Origin of the sequence: Methanogenium organophilum (assembly GCF_026684035.1) — an archaeon.
In the GTDB taxonomy this organism is placed as follows: domain Archaea; phylum Halobacteriota; class Methanomicrobia; order Methanomicrobiales; family Methanomicrobiaceae; genus Methanogenium; species Methanogenium organophilum.
In genome coordinates, this window is record NZ_CP113361.1 from 1,063,518 (window position 1) to 1,086,028 (window position 22,511).

23 protein-coding genes are annotated in these 22,511 nt (G+C 51.2%); 8 read left to right on the top strand and 15 right to left on the bottom strand.

Annotated elements, in window-relative coordinates; all coding sequences use genetic code 11:
• Positions 1-159 precede the first annotated feature (159 nt).
• The 4 genes from OU421_RS05455 (at position 160) to OU421_RS05470 (ending at position 3,997) form a co-directional block, all read left to right on the top strand.
• A complete protein-coding gene (locus OU421_RS05455; protein ID WP_268187597.1) occupies positions 160-390 on the top strand; it encodes a hypothetical protein in 231 nt (76 codons plus the stop codon).
• A complete protein-coding gene (locus OU421_RS05460) occupies positions 387-2,555 on the top strand; it encodes an adenosylcobalamin-dependent ribonucleoside-diphosphate reductase (protein ID WP_268187598.1) in 2,169 nt (722 codons plus the stop codon). The genes OU421_RS05455 and OU421_RS05460 overlap by 4 nt, the downstream gene beginning before the upstream one ends.
• A gap of 222 nt (positions 2,556-2,777) precedes the next feature.
• Entirely contained in the window at positions 2,778-3,392 is a 615-nt protein-coding gene (locus OU421_RS05465) for a CheR family methyltransferase (protein ID WP_268187599.1), read from the top strand.
• Entirely contained in the window at positions 3,392-3,997 is a 606-nt protein-coding gene (locus OU421_RS05470; RefSeq protein ID WP_268187600.1) for an MBL fold metallo-hydrolase, read from the top strand. Before OU421_RS05465 ends, OU421_RS05470 begins: the two co-directional genes overlap by 1 nt.
• A 633-nt stretch (positions 3,998-4,630) precedes the next feature.
• Here the strand turns inward: OU421_RS05470 and OU421_RS05475 are convergent.
• From OU421_RS05475 to OU421_RS05490, 4 genes are all read right to left on the bottom strand, one after another.
• Positions 4,631-5,101, bottom strand: coding sequence for a chemotaxis protein CheW (locus OU421_RS05475; protein ID WP_268187601.1), 471 nt, complete (start codon positions 5,099-5,101; stop codon positions 4,631-4,633).
• An 18-nt stretch (positions 5,102-5,119) separates the two neighbouring features.
• Entirely contained in the window at positions 5,120-8,815 is a 3,696-nt protein-coding gene (locus OU421_RS05480) for a methyl-accepting chemotaxis protein (RefSeq protein WP_268187602.1), read from the bottom strand.
• A 55-nt stretch (positions 8,816-8,870) separates the two neighbouring features.
• The gene (locus OU421_RS05485) at positions 8,871-9,728 is read right to left on the bottom strand and encodes a ParA family protein (protein WP_326493533.1); all 858 of its coding nucleotides are present in this window, start codon (positions 9,726-9,728) and stop codon (positions 8,871-8,873) included.
• A 1,919-nt stretch (positions 9,729-11,647) separates the two neighbouring features.
• The gene (locus OU421_RS05490) at positions 11,648-12,052 is read right to left on the bottom strand and encodes a pyridoxamine 5'-phosphate oxidase family protein (RefSeq protein WP_268187603.1); all 405 of its coding nucleotides are present in this window, start codon (positions 12,050-12,052) and stop codon (positions 11,648-11,650) included.
• A 155-nt stretch (positions 12,053-12,207) separates the two neighbouring features.
• On the opposite strand from OU421_RS05490, the gene OU421_RS05495 reads away from it, so the two are divergent.
• Positions 12,208-12,750 carry a flavodoxin family protein gene (locus OU421_RS05495; RefSeq protein WP_268187604.1) on the top strand — a complete coding sequence of 181 codons (543 nt, stop codon included), beginning with the start codon at positions 12,208-12,210 and terminating at the stop codon, positions 12,748-12,750.
• Between the two features lie 3 nt (positions 12,751-12,753).
• Positions 12,754-14,472, top strand: coding sequence for an adenosylcobalamin-dependent ribonucleoside-diphosphate reductase (locus OU421_RS05500; protein ID WP_268187605.1), 1,719 nt, complete (start codon positions 12,754-12,756; stop codon positions 14,470-14,472).
• Positions 14,473-14,489: 17 nt separating this feature from the next.
• On the opposite strand, the gene OU421_RS05505 is transcribed toward OU421_RS05500, so the two are convergent.
• From OU421_RS05505 to OU421_RS05515, 3 genes are all read right to left on the bottom strand, one after another.
• The gene (locus tag OU421_RS05505; protein ID WP_268187606.1) at positions 14,490-14,840 is read right to left on the bottom strand and encodes a hypothetical protein; all 351 of its coding nucleotides are present in this window, start codon (positions 14,838-14,840) and stop codon (positions 14,490-14,492) included.
• A 68-nt stretch (positions 14,841-14,908) separates the two neighbouring features.
• On the bottom strand, positions 14,909-15,808 hold the full coding sequence (locus OU421_RS05510; protein WP_268187607.1) for a UbiA family prenyltransferase: 900 nt from the start codon (positions 15,806-15,808) through the stop codon (positions 14,909-14,911).
• Between the two features lie 81 nt (positions 15,809-15,889).
• The gene (locus OU421_RS05515) at positions 15,890-16,294 is read right to left on the bottom strand and encodes a pyridoxamine 5'-phosphate oxidase family protein (protein ID WP_268187608.1); all 405 of its coding nucleotides are present in this window, start codon (positions 16,292-16,294) and stop codon (positions 15,890-15,892) included.
• Between the two features lie 120 nt (positions 16,295-16,414).
• Here OU421_RS05515 and OU421_RS05520 point away from each other — a divergent pair, with 120 nt between their 5' ends.
• Complete coding sequence (locus OU421_RS05520; protein WP_268187609.1) at positions 16,415-17,155, top strand: winged helix-turn-helix domain-containing protein; 741 nt, start codon at positions 16,415-16,417, stop codon at positions 17,153-17,155.
• A 21-nt stretch (positions 17,156-17,176) separates the two neighbouring features.
• Here the strand turns inward: OU421_RS05520 and OU421_RS05525 are convergent, their stop codons facing one another.
• The 8 genes from OU421_RS05525 to OU421_RS05560 all read right to left on the bottom strand — a co-directional run bounded on the left by OU421_RS05525 (position 17,177) and on the right by OU421_RS05560 (position 21,734).
• Complete coding sequence (locus tag OU421_RS05525; protein ID WP_268187610.1) at positions 17,177-18,112, bottom strand: radical SAM protein; 936 nt, start codon at positions 18,110-18,112, stop codon at positions 17,177-17,179.
• Positions 18,113-18,242: 130 nt separating this feature from the next.
• On the bottom strand, positions 18,243-18,692 hold the full coding sequence (locus tag OU421_RS05530; RefSeq protein ID WP_268187611.1) for a metal-dependent transcriptional regulator: 450 nt from the start codon (positions 18,690-18,692) through the stop codon (positions 18,243-18,245).
• 74 nt (positions 18,693-18,766) lie between these two features.
• On the bottom strand, positions 18,767-19,258 hold the full coding sequence (locus OU421_RS05535) for a hypothetical protein (protein WP_268187612.1): 492 nt from the start codon (positions 19,256-19,258) through the stop codon (positions 18,767-18,769).
• Position 19,259: 1 nt separating this feature from the next.
• Positions 19,260-20,528: a nucleoside recognition domain-containing protein gene (locus OU421_RS05540; protein ID WP_268187613.1), complete on the bottom strand. Its 1,269-nt coding sequence runs from the start codon at positions 20,526-20,528 to the stop codon at positions 19,260-19,262.
• Positions 20,479-21,096 carry a FeoB small GTPase domain-containing protein gene (locus OU421_RS05545; protein WP_268187614.1) on the bottom strand — a complete coding sequence of 206 codons (618 nt, stop codon included), beginning with the start codon at positions 21,094-21,096 and terminating at the stop codon, positions 20,479-20,481. Before OU421_RS05545 ends, OU421_RS05540 begins: the two co-directional genes overlap by 50 nt.
• Positions 21,093-21,323, bottom strand: coding sequence for a FeoA family protein (locus OU421_RS05550; RefSeq protein WP_268187615.1), 231 nt, complete (start codon positions 21,321-21,323; stop codon positions 21,093-21,095). Before OU421_RS05550 ends, OU421_RS05545 begins: the two co-directional genes overlap by 4 nt.
• On the bottom strand, positions 21,323-21,544 hold the full coding sequence (locus OU421_RS05555) for a FeoA family protein (protein ID WP_268187616.1): 222 nt from the start codon (positions 21,542-21,544) through the stop codon (positions 21,323-21,325). Before OU421_RS05555 ends, OU421_RS05550 begins: the two co-directional genes overlap by 1 nt.
• Positions 21,531-21,734: a hypothetical protein gene (locus tag OU421_RS05560; RefSeq protein WP_268187617.1), complete on the bottom strand. Its 204-nt coding sequence runs from the start codon at positions 21,732-21,734 to the stop codon at positions 21,531-21,533. Before OU421_RS05560 ends, OU421_RS05555 begins: the two co-directional genes overlap by 14 nt.
• Between OU421_RS05560 and OU421_RS05565 the strand changes: the two genes are divergently transcribed.
• On the top strand, positions 21,735-22,412 hold the full coding sequence (locus tag OU421_RS05565; RefSeq protein ID WP_268187618.1) for a phosphoribosyltransferase: 678 nt from the start codon (positions 21,735-21,737) through the stop codon (positions 22,410-22,412).
• Positions 22,413-22,511: the final 99 nt, after the last annotated feature.

Consider the following 22,511-nt stretch of genomic DNA (forward strand, 5'->3'; position numbering starts at 1 on the left):
CTTTCGCACCACCCGGCATCCACTCATTAGGTGATACCCCTTCTCTTATCACACAGCCCAACAAACAGAATGAGACAATCCTCCCCGGCGCCATTACCACAAGAGCCTGAAGAAAATCAGATTACTGACCCCGATGGCCCACACCCTCCCGGAATCGGTATGCGGCCCTCCGTGATGGCATGCCAGCAGGGGGGAGCCCGGCAAAGAAAACCGACCAGAAAACGACCCCTCCCGTTCGATAACATCATCGACCGGATAAAGAGGAGGCCGCAGGAGAATATGGCCATCAATGGATGCACCACCGGTCGCCATGGATACCGGTATGACCCGCTATCAGGCAAACATCCATTGGATATTCTCTGCACCCTGAACGAAAGATCAGACCCATGACAGATTCAATCACTAACAGTATCCTGAGTGCCCGCTATCTTCGCAGCGGCGAAACAACATTCGAAGATGTGTGCAGGCGTGTCGCTCGTGCCCTCGGGAAGGATGAGAGCGAAACCGCCGCATACTTCGAGGAGATGCGCTCACTCCGGTTCCTTCCAAACTCACCCACCCTGATGAACGCGGGCACCGACATCAATCAACTCTCCGCCTGCTTCACCCTGCTGGTGGGGGACTCCCTCCCTGAGATCTTTGACGCCCTCAAGTGGGGCGCCCTGATCCACAAAAGCGGCGGCGGAACCGGCTATAACTTCTCAAATATCCGCCCGAAGGACGCACCGGTTCTCTCCACAGAGGGGGTCGCCTCCGGCCCGGTTTCCTTCATGAACATCTTCAATGAAGCAACCGAGGTTATCAAACAGGGCGGCAGGCGCCGGGGAGCAAACATGGGGATACTCAATGTATGGCACCCGGATATTTTGGAATTTATCCGGTCGAAGACCGAGGAGGGGAGGGTCAAAAACTTCAACATCTCAGTCATGATGAATGATGCATTCATGGAAGCCGTCGACGCAGGCGAAATGGAGAAGGTCTGGATGACCCACCCGTATTCCGGAGAGGAGGTCCGTGTCGGTGATATCTGGAACACAGTGATTGACGGAATCTGGAAGAATGGAGAGCCAGGAGTGCTCTTCTATGACGAGATCAACCGGTACAACCCCACCCCACATCTCGGGGACATCGATACCACCAATCCGTGTGGGGAACAACCGCTTCTCCACTTCGAGAGCTGTGTTCTTGGATCAATTAATCTCTCGAAATTTGTTGAGAACGGAAAACTCAATGAAGAACGGCTGCGTGCGACCGCACGGATCGGCACACGATTCCTTGACGCGGTGATCGACAAGAACTCCTTCCCCATTCCTCAGATCAAAGAGGCCACGGAAAAGACCCGGAAGACAGGCCTTGGCCTCATGGGTGTCCACGACGCACTGCTCCTCCTGGGGATACCCTATGACACAGAGGAAGGGCGGGCATTCTGTGAACATGTGATGGAACTGGTCACTACAACAGCAGTAGACGAGTCACACCGCCTCGCAGAGGAACGCGGCGTCTTCCCCGCATGGGAGGGGAGTACCTGGGGTGACCGGACGATGCGCAACGCCGCTCTCACCACCATTGCGCCGACAGGCACCATCTCCCTCATGGCAAACTGCTCCAGTGGTATCGAACCGGTCTTCTCCTTTGCCTACACCCGGAATAATACCGTGGATAAGTCGTTTGAGATCCTGCACCCGATATTTGCCGCTGAACTGAGAAGGGTTATTGCCACACCCGGTAAATCCACGGCCGAATGTGATCGCCAGGTCCGTGAAGTGATCGACCATGTCCATAAAACCGGGACCGTGCAGGACATCGAATGGCTTCCGGCATCGTTCCGTCAGGTCTTCCGGACTGCAATGGACATCGGGTGGAAGGACCACATCCTGATGCAGGCAGTATTCCAGAAGCATGTCCATGCCTCAATCTCAAAGACAATTAATATGCCTGAAGAGGCGACCAGAGACGACATGGCACAGGCCGTCATGATGGCATGGAAGAACGGCATCAAGGGAATGACCATCTACCGCACAGGGAGCAGAAGCGAAGTTGTTCTGTCCCTCAGTGAGAAGGAACCGGCAGAACCCCAAATACAGGAGCGGTGCCGCCCGAAGGAACTCATAGGCAAGACCTACCTCTGCCAGTCCGGGTGCTGCCGCCTCTATGTGACCGTCAACCTTTTTGAGGGGACGCCTTGGGAAGTATTCATCCGGACCGTGGGGAGCGGCGGGTGCGAAGCAAACTCCAATGCTCTCGGCCGGGCGATATCAACAGGGCTGCAGAGCGGCGTTCCCTATACAAAATATGTCAAACAGTTCCGGAAGGTGAACTGTCTCTCTGCGGTGAAAAAGGCAGAGTCTGAAGGATACTCCTGTGCTGACGTCGTCGGCAGATGCATCGACCTTGCGGCCCACATGGAGACTATTACCACTCTCGATGACTGGGCCATCACTGATGTCTCCGGGGAGGGAAAGAACCGTTGTCCCGAATGCGACGCCGAACTGGACTTCGGGGAAGGCTGCAACCAGGGGATCTGCAAGAACTGCGGATGGAGCGGATGCTCATAACTTTCTCTGCATCGTTTCGCATCGACAGTGCCCCGTTCAGGGCATACTGATCGGCATAAACCATCATGTAATTTTCAGACAGAACAGCATCCTCCCTGAGCCGAAGAACAGAACTGTGGAAGGTGCGTATAATCCCCATACATAACCTTAATTGCGAATAGGAAGACTACTTTAGAATAATTCCTTTCCGCTGACATTAACCGGGTTATTACGTGATTTACGATGGCATTTACATTCTTTTTCAGGGATTTACAGACGCTGCAAACGATTATTGATTATATGCTCCCTTCATTCCGGTCGCGGCGATTCATTAACATCTGGAGTGCCGGGTGCGCAATGGGCCAGGAACCATATACCATCGCCCTCCTGCTCAGGGAGAATATGGGCCAGATGATCTTCAGGAACGTCAAAATATATGCAAGCGATATCGATACTTACGAAACCTTTGGAAAAATAATCACAGAAGGTAGTTATCCGGAGAACGAACTCCAGAGAATGCCCAGAGATATCTTCGCGAAACACTTCTTTCCAGACGAAAATAAACCCGGGAATTATCAGGTTTCAGATGAGATAAAAAAACGTCTCGTGTTCCAGAAACATAATCTCCTCAGCTTCGAGCCATTCAGAAACAACTTTTCATTAATAGTCTGCAAAAACGTGCTTCTCCATTTTACTGAAGAGGACAGGAGCAGGGTAATCAGGATGTTTCATGGTTCACTCGAGGAGGGCGGCTTCTTTTTAACAGAGCATACACAGAAAATGCCAGAAGACGTCGAACATCTCTTTGAACAGATTGTTCCCAATGCACATGTATACAGAAAAATTTCTGTCAAATAATGAAGATCTCAAACCTGACCGAAGGCATCACCACCTATACATCGAATGTGTATCTGGTTACCGGCGTGTGGAACGCATTAAAGGATAAAAATACGCTGATCGATGTCGGAAGAGCCCCCTCAATAGTGGACCGTATCAATCATGCATCAACCGGACTGGGCAAGCACAAGGTGGATCAGGTTATCCTCACCCACAGTCACTATGATCACACATCCCTTCTTCCACGCATCCGGGAGGTATATAAACCGGAAGTCTACGCCTTTTCGAAATATCTCAAAGATGTCGACACCGTGGTCAGGGACGGTGATCTGCTGAGGATCGGTGACGAAACAGCTGAAATAATCCATACACCTGGCCACAGTTCGGATTCAATATGCATTTATTGCAGAGAAAGCCATGCACTCTTTTCCGGAGACACGCCGTTGATTATCAGATCTGATGACGGCACCTATGACGAACAATTTGTCCTGGCACTTGAAAGGATCTGCAGAAAGGATATTTCCGCCATTTATCCAGGCCACGGTGATCCTCTGCGCCACAACTGCCAGGAAATCCTGCAAAAATCGCTTGATAATGTTCATTCGGCCATACAGAGACATCATTGATCCGGGAGTGGTGCAGACCACTTTCTTCCGACCAACAGGCCAGATCAAAACAAAGGGAAACAGAGACAGCATATTGTGATGCTGAGGTATGGTTCAATCTCATGCTTCAATTTCCCCTGGAAAAAATACGCTTCATTACCATCACCGGAATTTCAGGTGCTTTCGCAGAATATATTTCAGATCTTCCTGAACTGAGAATTTCCCGGTTTGTGTCTGTTGAATAAATTCTGACATACTGAACCTTTCTCTGCCGAAAGAGAAAAAATACCATAAGTGCAGGTTTGCATGGTTCATCTCCTGCTGGGTAATCCCGTACTCAGATTCGGGGCCCATCAGTTACAATATACTAAATCCGGGAAGATCTCATGCAAATGGTAATCAAAACCATCCAGAACACGATAAAATACGTAACATCTATAGCAATCGAATTCGGGAGCTATTTTCAACTCATTCCCGGTCTCCAGAAAAGAGAGTTATTATAAAATAATTCATTCAATTCCGTTGCATGCACACAGCGCATCCGGGAAAGGATACGCCCCCGAATGATATTCTCTCCCCTAATTGGAGCATTGGATTAAGATTACATCTCCAATGCTCCGGATGGGGCACTGAAAATCTCCCAATTATGAAAGACTATCTCTGATGGTTATATATGAGGTCCCCAAGGACTTTCTCCATATCGAGCCAGATCACCAACCCTTCTTTCTTAGTTTCACCCTTATTTACCTTAATGATCCCCTTGATAAATCCATTTGAATCATATGATAAATTCTCCTCCATCTGCTCGATATCATCTTCGGAAACTACATTGACGGAATGCACTTCATCGACAATGATCCCAACACCCGACCCTTCGTTCTCAGGAGGGATAAGGACAATGATTTTCTGGTCCTCAATAGCTTTCCCACTATTAAGTGAAAGGAGCCCATCGATCCTGATTATATTGGTAATCTCACCCCGGAGATTGATGATTCCTGCTATATACGGTGGTGCGCCGGGGACAGGGGTGATTGGAATCATCTCAACAATCTCCCTTGCAAGATGAATATCAAAGGCATAATTTTCACCCCCGATTTCAAATACCACCACATCAATTGTTGCCATCTTCTCCTCACTCCGGGTTTATACCTCAAATTTATCCATGGTCTGTTTCAGTCCCCCAGCCATGTTCTTCACTTCATAGATGGAGCTGCCAATCTCTTCGGTTGAGGCACTCGCCTCTTCAGCGAGTGAGGCAAGTTCTTCTACCTGTCTCTGATTCTCACGGGTCAGCCGGTTGCTCTCCTCCATCGCCTCAACGATGCGGTTTGCCATGTTCGCCTGTTCTTCAATCGCCTTGGCAATCTCATCGATGTTAATCCTCACATCACGAGACCCCTGCACAATCTCGTTGAGAGCTTCAATTGTCGCGTTTACGCTCGCAACACCGGAGCCTATCTCATTGTGTGCCGAACCGATCGCCTCGGCCGTCTTTGCACTGATTGCCTGGACACCTGCGATGACCTGATCGATCCGGCCGGTTGCCTGCTTGGCCTCCTCTGCCAGGTTGCGAACTTCCCCTGCTACCACCGCAAAGCCACGACCGTGTTCACCTGCCCTAGCCGCCTCAATCGCCGCGTTGAGGGCAAGCAGGTTGATCTGGTTTGCGATGTCATTGACCTGTTTGACGACGTTATCGATCTCCTGCATCCGGCTGTTAAGATTCTGGATCTCGTCCACACTCTGCTTGGCGATTGTTTCGACGATATTCATCTTGCTGTTCGCCACGGCACCGAGCTCCTGGGCCTTCTCACCAATCTCGGCCGTCTGAACCGCATGCTCGTGCACCTCCTGCGAGGTGCTGGCAATCTCCTCATTACTTGCAGAGAGATCTGCAACCTGTCGGTCTACTGCTTCGATCTGCGTGATAAGCGAGTTGCTCAGATCCGCACAGAACTGACTTGTTACCGCAACCTGCTCGGCTGCCTTTGCGATCTCGTCTGCCCCACGAGTTGTCTCATCGGCGGTGACATCCAGCTGGACAATCGCGGCATTCATTTCGCGGAACGGCTCGTTGATGATGTCAAGCGTCTGGTTGAGACCACCCACAATCTTTGCATAGTCACCGGAATGCTGTGAGATATCGGCACGTGTAGTGAGTTTGCCTGCCGCAGCAGCGTCAGCCAGCATATTTGTGTCCTTAACCAGCAGGTTAACTGCATCAATACACCCATTGAGGTTGTTCTTGATCTCGTTGAAGTCACCTGCATAATCATCCATTATCTTGGCAGGGATGTTTCCTTTCGAGATACGGTCCACATATTCCGCCGTCACATTCAGCGGCCCAACCACCGCATCCAGACAGTTGTTGATGCCCCGGATTACCTCACCATATGCACCCGCGTGACGGGTCGCATCAGCACGCACATCGAGCTGCCCTTTTACGCCGGCTTCTGCGAGCATCTCTGCATCGTTCACCACCGCCTCAAGCTTTTCCATCATGTCAACAAATGATGGGATCATTTTGTCGTTTTCAGAACGCCGACCCACAGCCTTGTAGGCACTAAGATCACCCAGGTCACCTGCAGCAACATTCTGCACCGTATTCTGGATGTGAAGCAGCCGGTCTATAACTTCATTGAGGGAGGAGGCGACATCGGCATAGAGACCGACATAATTTCCTTCAACCTTCGCTGTGTAGTCATTTGCAGCAACTTTCTGCAGCACCAAGTCGGCTTCAACAAGTCCGCCAAGACCATCGATACACAGGTTCAGATTATTCTTGATCTCGTTGAAGTCACCGGCATACACATCCGTGATCTTTTCAGGAATATCTCCCTTGCCGATACGGTCCACATATTCGGCGGCCACGTTCAGCGGCCCAACCACTGCATCCAGACAATTGTTGATGCCCCGGATTACCTCACCATATGCTCCCGCGTGGTGGGTCGCATCAGCACGCACATCGAGCTGCCCTTTTACGCCGGCTTCTGCGAGCATCTCTGCATCGTTTACCACCGCCTCAAGGTTTTCCATCATGTCAACAAATGATGGGATCATTTTGTCGTTTTCAGAACGCCGACCCACAGCCTTGTAGGCACTAAGATCACCCAGGTCACCTGCAGCAACATTCTGCACCGTATTCTGGATGTGAAGCAGCCGGTCTATAACTTCATTGAGGGAGGAGGCGACATCGGCATAGAGACCAACATAATTTCCTTCAACCTTCGCTGTGTAGTCATTTGCAGCAACTTTCTGCAGCACCAAGTCGGCTTCAACAAGTCCGCCAAGACCATCGATACACAGGTTCAGATTATTCTTGATCTCGTTGAAGTCACCGGCATACACATCCGTGATCTTTTCAGGAATATCTCCCTTGCCGATACGGTCCACATATTCCGCCGTCACATTCAGCGGCCCAACCACCGCATCCAGACAGTTGTTGATGCCCCGGATTACCTCACCATATGCACCCGCGTGACGGGTCGCATCAGCACGCACATCGAGCTGCCCTTTTACGCCGGCTTCTGCGAGCATCTCTGCATCGTTCACCACCGCCTCAAGCTTTTCCATCATGTCAACAAATGATGGGATCATTTTGTCGTTTTCAGAACGCCGACCCACAGCCTTGTAGGCACTAAGATCACCCAGGTCACCTGCAGCAACATTCTGTACCGTATTCTGGATGTGAAGCAGCCGGTCTATAACTTCATTGAGGGAGGAGGCGACATCGGCATAGAGACCGACATAATTTCCTTCAACCTTCGCTGTGTAGTCATTTGCAGCAACTTTCTGCAGCACCAAGTCGGCTTCAACAAGTCCGCCAAGACCATCGATACACAGGTTCAGATTATTCTTGATCTCGTTGAAGTCACCGGCATACACATCTGTGATCTTTTCAGGAATCTCTCCCTTGCCAATACGGTCTACATATTCGGCGGCCACGTTCAGCGGGCCAACCACCGCATCAAGTGTGTCGTTGACACCTTCCACGATCTGACGGAAGTCACCCTGGTGCTTTGATGCGTCGACACGTGTATCAAGTTTCCCCTCAACACCGGCCACTGCAAGCGTACCCATATCTTTGACCACAGCACCAACGGCATCCCTCACCTCATCAATACTGCCATTGATCTGAGTGAATTTGTCACGTATCGCAGTAGTGTAATCATTGCCCACATCAACTACCGAGTTAAATTTCAGATCGCCGCGTGCGAACATTTCAAGGTTAACTTTCAGTCGCTCAACCTCATTATTGAGATAATTCTGTACCGAGAGGTCCTTCGTGCGGTCCTGATATATGTAATAATTGACGAGGATGTCCCCATTATCATCAAGAACAGGTACCTGAGAGAGGGTGACATACGTTTTCTCGCCATTAGGCCACTTCAGCTCCATCTCGCTTACCGCATGCCGTTTTGTTTCAAAGGAGGCGTACATATCATCGCCACCCGTGACCATGATGTCAAACTCGTAGAGCTTCTTGCGCATCAGCTCTTCATACCTTCCCCGCCAGACGCGCTCATACTCCCTGTTGATGTCAATACAGGATTTATTGGGACCAAGCACAGCAATAGCCAGAGGGTTTTCCCGGATGAACAATTCTGCCTTATTCTGGAGAAGGTCGACCTCCGCCATTATGTCCATTGCTATATTGAGTGTTTCACCAAGTGATTTCAGTGAACCGTCAACGATATCAAGATTTATCCTCGCTGAGGTATCTCCCTTGATGGCGGATTTAAGAGTTTCCGCCCAATCATCCAGAATTCTATCCCCTACATTTTTTCCATCATTCGATGGATACGCCTCAAATAATGCTTTTCTCCCAATTGTTTCCATATATACGCCTCATTAAATTATTATATGAATTTTGATGGTTTATCAGGCAATTCCACTATGAATTAATCATTTCCGCGATTTCACGATAGACACGGGCAGCCTCGCATTGAGGTGCAAACTGCGCCAGAGGAAGGCCATTCACTTGTGCAATCTGGACGTTTGTATCAAACGGAACCGTGTATACCGTATCAAACGATTTTTTCACATCATTCTTAAATGCAGACAATCGTTTTGGTTCTACTTCTCTACCAGCCAGGTCAGCTTTTCCAAAAAAGAGCTGCTTTAACCTTGCTATAAATCCTTCATCTGAAAGAGAGATGACAGGGGCACTGTCCCACCGAGTAAGAACAGCCACATCAGCGACCACTTTTTCGCCAAGATATGCCTCAACATCACCCATGATAGCCGAGAGCGCCTCAGCCCCTTTCAGGGCAAAAATACCACTGTCAAATGTAACAAAAACCCGATCTGCAGCAACAAGCCCGTTGAGGACGAACTGCCCCATACTCGGGGGAGTATCAATGAGAATGTAATCATACTCACTATGAATCTTTGATATCGCATCTTCCAGGATCATGGCGCGGTCGGTGATGCCATAGAGGTACGGCTCTGCACCAACAAGATCAAGCGATGAAGGCGCCAGAAAAATGCCGGATTTTGTATTTGTGATTATATCCGTCAGGCCAACAGGAGCATAGTCTCCTGCATAGGACATGAACACATCATACATACTCAGGCGAACAGAACACGGGTCAATGCCAAGGCCCGATGTTGCATTTGCCTGTGGATCACAGTCGATAACAAGCACACGCTTCCCACTTTCATGCAAAAATCCAGCTATATTTAAACATGATGTGGTTTTTCCAGTACCACCCTTATGATGGGCAAACGTTACAATCAAAATTATTTGCACCCCAGTATAATCATCAAGTTTATCAATTAGATCTAGGAAATATAGTATATAAAAAGATCCCTGAACAATTATTTTGATTTTAAAACAAGTTAATATAATTAACCGTATTAATTGCATAAATGCATTAAATCCGTGAATTTGGTTATTATTATTTCTCACCACATGCCTACCAAACAAATAATGATTAATGTTTTGGAACCATATTTCCATACATACATTATTTATATATTTTGAATTAAAATATGAGACATGCCAAGTACAATCACAGATATTAAAATTCAAAATACATAATAAAAATATATTCATGCACAATAATGCCAGTATTTTGAGACAATTCGGATGCGAATTCATGCAAAAATATTTAATGCTATACAATAGCGCATACTACAACAAATACATTCTAGAATATAAATATCATCCATTTTCCACAAAACAGATATAATATAGTTCATCAGGTAGCAGAAACATTCATCTAAAAATTGAGAATATTTCCTCGCCATAAAGAGCAGATTCAAGAAAACAAGATAAAAAAATTATCATATAACATTCAGATTTAAAAAATAAGTAATTTGATGGAATGAATTACAATAAAATGCTACAAATAACGCAAAATGAGAACAAATGACGTCCATATATGCACCTTCAGGCACCAAAACCCAGCCCAAATGGCAATTATTCGGCCGTGTAGAAATACTCTAAGAAAATAGCAACCGAAAGAACGATAATACGGGAACCCCAATTTCATTTGACCACAAATTAACAAGGGATTTCTCAAAGCAATGTCTGAGAACAGGTTCATCAATCTTGTGAAAACCCTCTCATCGTCATCAAAAATTCTCATTTTCCTCTCCATTCGTCCAAATTTATGAAGAGTAATTATACCAGGCATCAGCTTATGACCATGAAAATTTTTAGGAAGAAATAGCAATGAATTATCGTGATTTTACTGATCGATACAGATATAAACCCCAATAAGGAATGTCCTTGAATTGAAAAGCATCCCGCATTTTACTACTCTTCAAAAATTTATAACGCGCATACCCTCCCTATCTCTTAAAATCATTCTGAAATGTGCGATTTGACTATTGCATGAAAACGGAGGGAAGATCAAAATTAAATTGATTTATCCAACGGGGTTTACCAGCTCCTATGCAATCCACCACTATTCGAAAATGAACAATAAGACTCGAAGAAGTTTCATCAAGGCTTCAATTGCTGCGGATTCAGATAAAATGATATCATGGGTTAGTAGTTTTCAAAGCTGCCGGTGCGTGACTCTCAGCATGCAAAATCTCTGATTAATCAGGCCCAGAGGATAACCTCATCAGAGTGCTTTACGATGGACAAAGGGTATGATTCTGAAGAGATACACAGATTCATTAGGGAGATTATTGGAACTGAATCAGCAATTCCGATTCGTGAATAGAATGGAAATGTTCACTCTGGAAAATATCGGATGGAGATGTTTGAGAATTATGATCAGGAAAACTATAGTCAGAGGAACATGGTTGAAACGGTATTTTCGATTCTAAAGAGGAAGATATTGAAATACCGTTCGAACGGGAAAATATTACAACCAGATTAAAGAAATCAAGATTAGAATGAAACCCCACCATATGACTCATAAAATGGGGAGTAAGGGCTTTAAAGAGCCAATCATTCCACATCTCAGAACGCCACATTTTACATTTATATTCCCACCAGCCCGATTCAGTCGGTCCATCAACAGATAGCATGCAGGGTAGACCCGCATTTCTGAACACGGCAGGTGGATTCTTGTTTCCATCCATACCTTACCCACGAAAAAAAGCGTCGTACCTGCGAGGCAGAAATACCAGAGCCTGCAACACATGATATCATCAGATCATCTCCGCATGAAACCGTAGATGCACGATCACATGAAGCACAGAAAAGAAGAATTAGATCAGTTTTTCCCCGGCGCCCGGGCCCGGGGCGCACTGGAAGACTTCCCGGATCTTTACGATTAAAAGTCCCTTTGCCGGTGCCTTCGCCATCTTTGCACGGACGGTCTGCTGCATCTTCTCAAAATCCGCACCAAATGTCTTCAGTTTGACGTCACCTTTTATCTGGAAACATCCTTTCGTCTCCGGGCCCCAGATATAGATAGAAACTTTCGGGTTTTCACTGATATTCGCGAGGGTCTTTTTCATAAAGTTGTCTGCGATCCATATTGTCTCGTCATCAACGAGCTCCACAAATCCAATGGGTACAACGTTCGGCCAGCCATCCTTTGCGGCAGTAGCAACCGGGAATGCCTTCATCGTCGCGAAGGCCTTTTTCATTTCTTCTGTAAGTGCTGCCATAGCTTTTCACCACTCCCCCCTCATACGTACATACATATAAACGAAATGGTCATCCTGAGTCCCCGGTTCTCTGCGACTGCAACATGGTTCGGAGGAAAGCCCCCCGGCAATTCATTATATACCCCGGCGTGCTGATGAAGGGGTGAGGAACACCCATGACACCGGATACCGATACGGCACCCGCCGAAACACCACCGGCGGTCGCCATCATCTACCACTCCGAAACCGGCCATACACGGGCCATTGCCCGGAATGCCGCAGAAAAGACCGGAGCAACCCTGATAGAGGTACGGCCGGAGCGACATTACTGCAGAATGGGAAAATATCTCCGGGGAGGCATCAGGGCCGTAACCGGCCGGAAGGATGCTATCTATCCTGCCGAGATCAACATATCCCCCTTTGACATCATCATCATAGGCACCCCGGTCTGGTCACAACATCCGACACCCGTTATAACCGGGGCGGTTGCAGCATTGCGGGGGGTAAAGGAGGGTACCCGTGCAATTGTCTTCACCACCTGTATGGCCCATGCCGGGAGAGCCACCGCTCCGCTCAAAGAAGCACTACGGCAGGTGGGCATCCCGGTACAGCAGTCGTACACATTCCCCAACCGATACCCGGCAGGCGCGTGTGGCACAGTTCTTGCAAAGGGAGTGGAAACCCTGCGTACGGCAAAAACAGGAGAGAAACCTAACTGAAACATGACCGGAAGCCTCACCACACACATCCTTGCAGCACGCTATCTTCGTGACGATGAGAACTCCTTTACGGACGTCTGTAGAAGGGTCGCAGACGCCATCGGAGAGACACAGCGTGAAAAAGAGACATTTTTTTCGGAGATGCACAGCCTCCGTTTTCTTCCGAACTCTCCCACCCTGATGAACGCGGGAACGGAGAACGGGCAGCTTGCCGCCTGTTTCACGCTTCCTATCGGCGACTCTCTCCCAACAATATTTGATGCCCTCAAATGGGGAGCACTTATCCACCAGAGCGGGGGGGGCACCGGATATAACTTCTCAAAAATTCGCCCGAAGGCGTCCCCTGTCCGCGAGTTAGACGGCATGGCATCAGGGCCGGTCTCGTTCATGCAGATCTTTAACCAGGCGACCGAGATCATCCGGCAGGGAGGGAGGCGGCGGGGGGCAAACATGGGCATCCTCAATGCAGACCATCCCGACATCCTCACTTTCATCCACGCCAAGGAAAGAGAAGGGGATCTCGCAAACTTCAACATCTCGGTGATGGTGACAGACGCATTCATGGCATGTATCCGTGACGGAAAACAGGATTCAGTCTGGACAACTCACCCTGCCACGGGGGATGAGGTAACGGTGGGCGACATCTGGGACGCGATCACAGGCGGCATCTGGAAAAACGGGGAACCCGGCGTCCTTTTTTATAATGAAATAAACCACCACAATCCCACGCCTCTCCTCGGGGAGATCGATGCCGTAAACCCCTGTGGGGAACAGCCGCTTCTCCCGTTTGAGAGTTGTGTCCTCGGTTCGGTGAACCTCACCCGGTTTGTCAAAGAGGACCATATCGATGAGGTCGGACTCAAACAAACGACCGGAATTGCGGTGCGGATGCTGGATCGGATCATCGACAAAAACACCTATCCGCTTTCCCGGATTGAAACGGCAACGAAACGGACCCGAAAGGTTGGGCTTGGAGTAATGGGCGTCCACGACACCCTCCTTATGCTGGGGATACCATATGATTCAGCCAAAGGGCGTGTACTCTGCGGGCATGTTATGGAGTGCATCACCACAGCGGCGGTAGAGACTTCACATGTTATTGCCGTTGAATCCGACTCATTTCCGGCATGGGACAATAGCAGATGGAATAAATGCCCAATGCGCAACGCCGCCCTCACCTGCATCGCCCCGACAGGCAGCATCTCTCTTCTCGCAGATTGTTCGCCGGGCATCGAACCAGTGTATTCCTATGCATATACCCGCAGGCATACCGCAGGATCTTCCTTTGCGATGCTGCACCCGCTCTTTGCGCAGGACCTCGCCACCGCCGCACGGGACCGGTTCTCCTCACAACCGGAAGTAGATCAGGAGATCAATGCCGTCATCTCCCATCTCCGCCGCACGGGAACAGTGCAGGATATCAACTGGCTCCCGGCTTCCTTCCGAAGGCTCTACAAAACCGCGACCGACATCAGCTGGAAAGACCACATCAGGATGCAGGCAGTATTCCAGCCGCGTGTACACGCTGCCATCTCCAAGACCATCAACATGCCTCATTCAGCAACAGACGACGATATTGCGGCAGCCATTCTCTTTGCCTGGGGGAGCAATCTGAAAGGCATCACCTGTTACCGGACCGGAAGCAGGAGAGAAGTGGTTTATGCCATCGGAGAAGAGACAGAACCGTGGCCGTGCATCTGCTCACGCCCGCCGGAGGGCTGAAGAGGGAAAAACGGAGATCAGGGGGTCCCGGAGACCATCTTCATCGTCTGGTCTCCAGACGAAATTTCTGTTAGTTCCAGCGGGGTGCCCCACTGCTGGATGGTCATGACATCGGTCTTCGCAACGCCGGTGAAGGTGATGGAGAGGTTATCCTGTGCAAACTCATCGGGCAGGTTGAGAGGGAGATAGGGGGTGCCGTCATCGGTGACGATGCCATAGAACCCGCCTTCGAGGTTCTGGTACACAATCGTTCCGTTGCCGCTCACGGCGTTTGGATCGGTCGGTTCGTCTCCTATGCAGCCGCATGCAAGAACCGCTGCCCCCAGACAGCAGCAGAGAAGTCCAATGAATAATCCATACCGTTTCATATCAGTTCACAGCAGAATGATGGACGGATAACCGGATGAACCTTCCGTTGACACGGAAGGGAGACCGCTCAGACAAAGAACGCGAGAACAATGCCCCCTGCATAGACCGCCATCGCGGCATGAAAGAGCGGCAGTGCCCGCAACCCTGCCTCCGGCGTCCCGCTGCTTTGTAATAGTATGCCGTTCGCCGCGATTACCAGCAGAAATCCAACAAATAGCGCCGCCTGAGCCACCGGATCCAGGACACGGGCAAAGAGAAACGCCATGATGCCGTGCAGGACGGTGCATGCCACAATCCAGATGATCGTTCCCCGCACACCATAAAGCACAGGAACGGTCTTCATGCCCCGGGCGATGTCATTTCTCAGGTCGGTGATGTCGTTTGCCGCGAGGTGTGCAAGGGCGTACGGGTAGAAGAAGAGGAAGTAGAGAAGCGCCGTCCCATCCGGCATCCCAACCGCGAGATACCCCGCGACGGGGAAGAGGGCGAAGTCGGTCCTGCCCACAAGCTGGGCGACGGGAAATGTCTGCGAGCGCTTCTTCACCTGATAGAACACCTCGACGGCATAGCTGTAGCCCATAATGAGGGCAACAAAGAGAGAATGCGGATAGGGAAGCGTAAGAGTCAGGACGAAGGCGGCAACCGCAAGAAGGAGAACAACATTTCTGGCATGCCGGGCCGGGATGAGCCCTTCCGCGATGGGGCGGGTCCCGAACGGACGCCAGTATCCGGTCATCCGGCTCTCGACATCTCTCCGGTCATAGATGCGGTCCACGTAGTCGTTGAGGACCATTCCCGCCTCGAAGCCGAAGAGACCGATCAGTGCGATGGTGAAAAGATACGACCACGAAAACCCGTCATAGGCCGCGAAGGCCAGAACCGCACCTGAACAGAAGAGGAGCGGCCATGCAAAGGCAAAGTGGAGCCGGAGGAGATCGCTGTATGCCCGTAGGGTCCGACGATGCATCAGAAATCCTCACGCAATAATTATAGATATCTCTTCCTGCGGATAGCAGCCTGTGCGGTGCAGTCAGTCACCCAAAAAAAGTCAGAGGAGTCTGTCCCCTGCATCCGGGCCGGGACTGCAGGTGTAGACCTCGTGGATCTTCATGACCATGAGACCCTTTGCGGGCGCCTGTGCCATCTTTGCACGAACGGTCTCCTGCATCTTGGCAAACTCCGGACCTTCGGTCTTCAGCTCCACCTCTCCTTTGATCTGGAAGCAGCCCTTCGTCTCCGGGCCCCAGACATAGACGGACATCTTCGGGTTTTCCCGGATATTGGCAAGCGTCTTTTTCATGAAATTGTCTGCGATCCATATCGTCTCGTCATCGACCAGTTCGACAAATCCAATCGGGACCACATTCGGCCACCCATCTGCTGATGCGGTGGCAACCGGAAATGCCTTCATCGTTGCAAGGGCGGTTTTCATCTCTTCTGTGAGTGCTACCATTGCTGTTTCACCATATACTCTGTCGGCGCATACAAATATATACAAAACCGTCAGAAAAATACACAAGAGCAGGAACCGGTACAGATTTCTGACCCGGCTATCCGAAGCAGATGGAGAAACATGAAACCGGAAACACTACCCGTTAACGAAATTCGCGAACTAAAATCAGAAATTTCTGCCCTCCGCTCCGACCTGAACCGCTACGCGGGGCAGGGGCCCGGCCTGCAGGGGACAGCCCTCCTTGCAGAACTTCGAAACAGCTGCGCCGATGCCATTGTGACCGGCTGCCGGGATATGGGGTGCGACGCCATCGGGAAAAAGGCAGGCGACTGCCCCCTCTGGGAGAAATGCCGCTCAACCTTTCAGATGCTCTTTGAAGGAGTCCTTGAGAGTATCCGCTCGGGACATCTCACCCCCGGGGAAATTACAGCTATTCGCACCAGAATGGCCGAAATGAAGGATCATGCGCCGTTCGACCGGTGCGCATCCTGCTTTGCCGAGTCGGAGCACCAGCTGAACCAGCAATTCAGGATGCTTGAGGCGATCGGGGCCTGTCATGAGGAGATGGATACCGCCGTTGCCGTACGATCTCTTCCGGAGGAGGCCGCCACGCTCTTCAGCGATGCCCTGGGAAGTGCCGTCAGACTCCAGGTGCTCAAGGCCTGCTATGATGATGCAAAGACCTTCACAGAACTTTCAAACCTGACCGGCCTGCGGGGCGGCAACCTCCTCTTCCACCTTGAAAAGCTGATAAAAAGTGATATCATCCGACAGAAAGGCGAACGTGGCGAATACCGGATCACCTTGCGCGGCTATGAACTGGCAGGGTCCATCGCAGAACTGTATCAGAAAATCCGGTAAAAAGGGGAAGTCGGGAACCCTCTACCGCGGCCGGTAAAAGATCCCGCGGGCCTCCCGCTCCTCGGTGATGTATCCATCCGCGAGGAGGGAGTCGATGTACTTGCGTACCTCATTTGGGTGCAGCCCGAGGATGCGGCTCAGATCGTCTATCGTGCAGGGGCGTCTCCTGATGGTTCCAAGGATAGAATCCCGGACATCCTGCGAGAACGAGGCGATATCTGAACGGGAAGGGAGCCCTTCCACGATCTCTGTCCCGGGAAAACCGAGTGCGCCTGCAATATGTTCCATCTCCTCTTTTGTGGGTGTCGTAATCCAGTCATAGAGGCCCGGCCGGTCCAGTGTATTGAGCTGCACGCGGTCAGGACGTATCTCTGCAATCGCATCGCGCAGGAAAAGCAGTTCCTCTTCGGAGTCATTCATACCGGGGATGATGAAGATCTCAAGCCAGATTTCGCCTTTAAACTCCTTTCTGAAGGTGACAATACCTGAGAGGACATCTGCTGCGGTGATCGTGGAACAGGGCCGGTCGATCTTTTTGAATATACTCTCGGATACCGCATCCATCGATGGCACGACGACATGCATAAGAGCTGCCTCCGCACGCACCTCAGGGTCGGTGAGGAGACTCCCGTTTGTAAGAAGCGCCAAGCGGTACTCCGGGAAGTACTCCCGTATATGTTGGGCAATTTTCCCCATTCCGGAATGGAGCGTTGGCTCACCGGAGCCGGAAAACGTGATATAATCGAGATGCGGATGCGTTGAGAGATAGTCGTCAATTTCCCGGATTATCGCGTCTGTCGGATAAAATTCGGAACGAACGGTAGTCATATCCGTCGTCTTGCCGCACTCGCAGTAAATACAGTTGTAGCTGCATGTCTTGTGGGGCACAAGATCGATTCCAAGCGAGACTCCCAGACGCCGGGACGGCACCGGGCCAAAGAGGTACTGGTAACCCATAACTGAAGAATGAAATAGCAGGTGACACAGCATTAACCTGATCACTGTTACAACACACAGAACAGAGAAAACACCTCAGAAGGTGGAACACTCAGACCCCCCACATGGCGCCGGAGTCCTGTGAAAATGATTATTTCTTCAGTATCTGCTGCTCAATCTGTTGCTGAAGCTGGTGGCAGAAGGTAGGGTCTTTATCCATCGTCTCCAAAAAGAGGCGGATACGGCGCACTGTTTCTGGATTGAGCTCATGCTCCATAAAACAGGCATCCTGCTCGGCAACCTTATCCGATACACCTATCAACAGAAGAAACTTCTTCAGGGTATCGTGGCGGTACTTGATCACCTCGGCAATCCTGCGCCCCTCCGGGCGAAAGACCACCCCTTCATACCGCCGGTATTCAACAAGGCCCAGACTGTCCAGTTTGCGGAACATCTCGACCACACTGGAAGGGCTGAGCCCCAGCTGTTCGGCCACATCCTTCGTCCGGGCATAGCCTTTCTCAAGAGTCACATTAAGGATAGCTTCCAAGTAGTCCTCAGCCTTCCTGCTGAGGTGTTTTGCAATGTATCCTTCTTCCATACTCTTCCTATAATGATAATCATCTGCAAAAGATGATAAAATGGGTGATTCAAAAGGGGCCCGAACCCGTTGGTTCAGGAATCATCAGTGTCATGTATCCGAATCAGATACACAATACCCAGGGTGAACGGGAGCAGAAGCACCGCCGGCGTATAGGGCGGAGCAAACGCCGCCAGGAACCCGGATACGGAGTTAAAGAACGCAGGTGACGTTTCACCCGCAGGAATCGCCCCACAGAGCCGGGCAAAAATATCCGTGCCCGCAATAAGCCAGACAAGAACGCCACCCAGAACCACCTTCGCGGACTGCTGGAGTGATGTGACGCGGGTGCACCCCGCAAGCATGAAGAGGCCGGCACAGACCACGATAAAGCCGCCCCATGCCCAGCGGAAGAAGTCATCACCGGCAATGGCAAGGATACCTACCTGAAAACCGGGGCTGACACCTGCCCATACAAGGATATCTGCCATGCCAAACGCAACTGTCACGAGACCCAGCAGAGTGACATATATTCCGAGGGGAGTTATCTGACGGTCTTCCTCTGTTTTCATATCATTGTGTTCCATATTATGCGACCCCCAGGAGGATGCCGATGCCGTGGATAATTCCACCATAGATGAAGACGACCACGAAGAGCACCGCGATTGCGGCAAGTAGTTCTTTCCAGCCTTCCCGGAGCATCACCACAAAGGTGGCCACACACGGGAAGTAGATGGTGACGAGCACGACTGAGGCGACCATCTGATAGGTGGTCATCGGGATAGTCGAGAGCTGTGCAATGGCGAGGTCCTTTCTAAGGAATGCCGCAATGAGCGGCCCCACGGTCTCTTTGGGGACGCCAAACCAGGTGACAAAGACCGGTTCGAGCAGATTTGCAAGCCCCTGTATCACACCGCCAAGATAGAGGAGGTTGACGACCAGGATACCAAAGAGCACAAAAGGCACCGCCTCTTTCAGGAACCCCTTGGTCCGGTTCCAGAGTTTCTTTGCGACATACTCCTTCACAGGCCAGTGGTAACGGGGCACATCCACAAGGATCTCGGGATTTTCTCCCGGTATCACCGTATGTAAGACAAACCCGAAGATGCCGAATCCAACAATGAGGCAGAGCATCACCACTCCCACAAGGTCCGGGAGGACACTCATCATAATACCCAGCTGGGCCCCGCAGGGAATGAAGAGGGCAAGGAGGGTCATCATGATGAACCGCTGTTTTTTCGTCTCCAGAATCCGGGTGGCAGTCACCGCAGGCACATTGCACCCGAGGCCAAGAATGATAGGGACAATTGCATATCCATGCAGCCCGATGCGGTGGAGTACCGAGTCCATAAGGACCGCGAGTCGTGGCAGGTACCCCGAGTCTTCCAGAATGGTCATCATCAGATAGAAGACAAGGACCGCCGGCAGCACTACACCTATCGAGACAAATAGTCCGGACGTGAGCATCCCGAACGCCTCAAAGCAGGTATCTGCCGCAGGATTCCCCACAAAGAGGAAGTAGAGCCAGCTCTCGGGGTCGGGCCAGACGGACTGCATCCACGGCAGCCAGAAGCCGTCAAAGAACTTCACCATGAACCCGTCGGTCACGAGCGTCCCCGCAAACGAGGTGAAGACACTCCAGAATGCATAGAGTGCCGCAACAGCCACTGGTATCCCGGTGAGGGGTTTGACGGTCAGGTCTCCCAGCACATCGCCAAGCGTCTGTTTATAGGTGCCATAGGTGACCGTCTGGCGGGTGATGGCGTCCACCATCTCCCAGCGGGCGTCAGAAGAGAATACCATGACGTCAGCACCCCCCGCATCCGCCGCAGCCACCACAGCCGCGGATGGGGTCACGTTCCGGCTCTCCGCCCCGCAGGCGCTCTGCGATGGCCCCGATATCTGCGACCTGTGCCTTCCTCAGCATCTCTGCAAGGTCACGCACCCCTTCACCGCTCGTTGCGGTCGTCGAGACCACCGGGACACCCAGGATACGCTGGAGACCGGGAATGTCAACGGTGATCTTCTTTTCATGGGCGGCATCCATCATATTGACCGCCACAATACAGGGCATTCCCCGTTCCATCACCTCAAGGGCAATATAGAGGCCCCGGTCCGTCTTTGTGGCATCCAGCACTATCATCACCGTTGCATCCGGATAATCCCGGAGCATTTTGACTGCGACCTCTTCTGCTGCGTCCCGCGGTTCAAGGGAGTAGGTGCCTGGCACATCGATGATCGTATAGGTATGCCCACCCTCGATGAGGGTTCCGCTCGTGAAATCGACGGTTGTGCCGGGATAGTTGGATACGATGGCGTTTGCCCCGGTCATCCGGTTAAAAAGCGCACTTTTGCCTACATTCGGGTTGCCGAGCATCAGGACGACCGTCCCTGCATCAGGACTACCCTCTCTCCCGTCAGTCATGCACCTGTCCTGGTCTCTACCACAATCTGTTCAGCGGTCTCAATACCCATCGCGATCTCCAGTTCACCCAGAAGGACGACCACCGGCCCCTTGATGGGCTGTTTGGTAATCATTTTCAGTTCTTTGCCGATGCGGAGTCCCAGGCAGTTCAGGTCATGCGCCGAGGTCCGGATCTCCCGGACGACCGCCCTCTCGCCATACGGCAAATCTGAGAGTTTTATCTGCATTATTCCACCTTCACAACCTGTATATGGCGGGCCATGCAGCGACCGAGGGCCACCGTGTTCCCCCGAAACTCCACCGCCACCGGCCCGCATGATGATGATACCATGGTAAGCGTACACCCTTCCGCAATACCCCGCAGGGCAAGTTTCTGCCGGACACAGTGTCCACCCGCAATCCCCGTGACACGGCCGCGTTCACCGGGATGTAACTCATTCAGGATCATAACTTTCTGCTATACTTTCTGCGGTTCGGTCGGTATCAAGAATAGCCCAAAGAAATTCGGTTTTTTCCATATAACTGAGAAAAGTTTGGAAATTATTTGAAAAACCGAAATATATCCCGTCTGAGTGACAACTCCAACGTGTGCCATCCTCTCCAAAATCCTTTTGAACCACCACCACCAATCCACGCATATGTTGCCTGACACCTTCCCCTGCGAACTGATCACCTGGGAGCGCGCCGCAGCACTCGGCCGACGACTGGCACAGGTCGTCCGTGAATCCGGCTACCGCCCGGATCTGGCGGTTGCCATCGGGCGGGGCGGATATGTGCCGGCACGGGTGCTCTGTGACTATCTCCGCTATGAGATGCTCACAAGCATCAAAATTGAGCACTGGGGTGAAGCAGGGGAAGAGAAACCGGAGACCACAGTCCGGTTTCCGCTATCCATTGATGTCATCGGTTCGCGCCTGCTCGTCGTCGATGATGTCACCGATACCGGGGACACCCTGACCGCGGCCGTTTCCTACCTCAGGGATTGCGGGGCTGCAGAGATCAGGACGGCCGTCCTGCAGCACAAGGGGACATCAGGGTTTCTGCCGGACTACTACGCAGAGATAGTAACAGACTGGCGCTGGATCATATACCCATGGGCAGTATATGAAGATCTTTCCGGATTCGTGCTCCGTATTCTTAAAAAAGGCCCTGCCACACCGGAAGAAATTGTGGATGACCTCACAGAGGATTTCAGCATCACCGCAGACACCCGGATGTTCGCAGAGATCTGTGCAGACCTTTTCCAGCGGGGCGAAGCAGAGCTAAGGGACGGGAAGATTCAGATATCCGGATGGGGCAACCTACACCACCAGTAATAAAAAAATGAAAAAACGTAAGATTAAGGTGTGAGAACGGCGTTGATATGGTAAACGGATGTCCGGTACGGCCGTGAGGTCCAGCGTCCGAATGGAGCA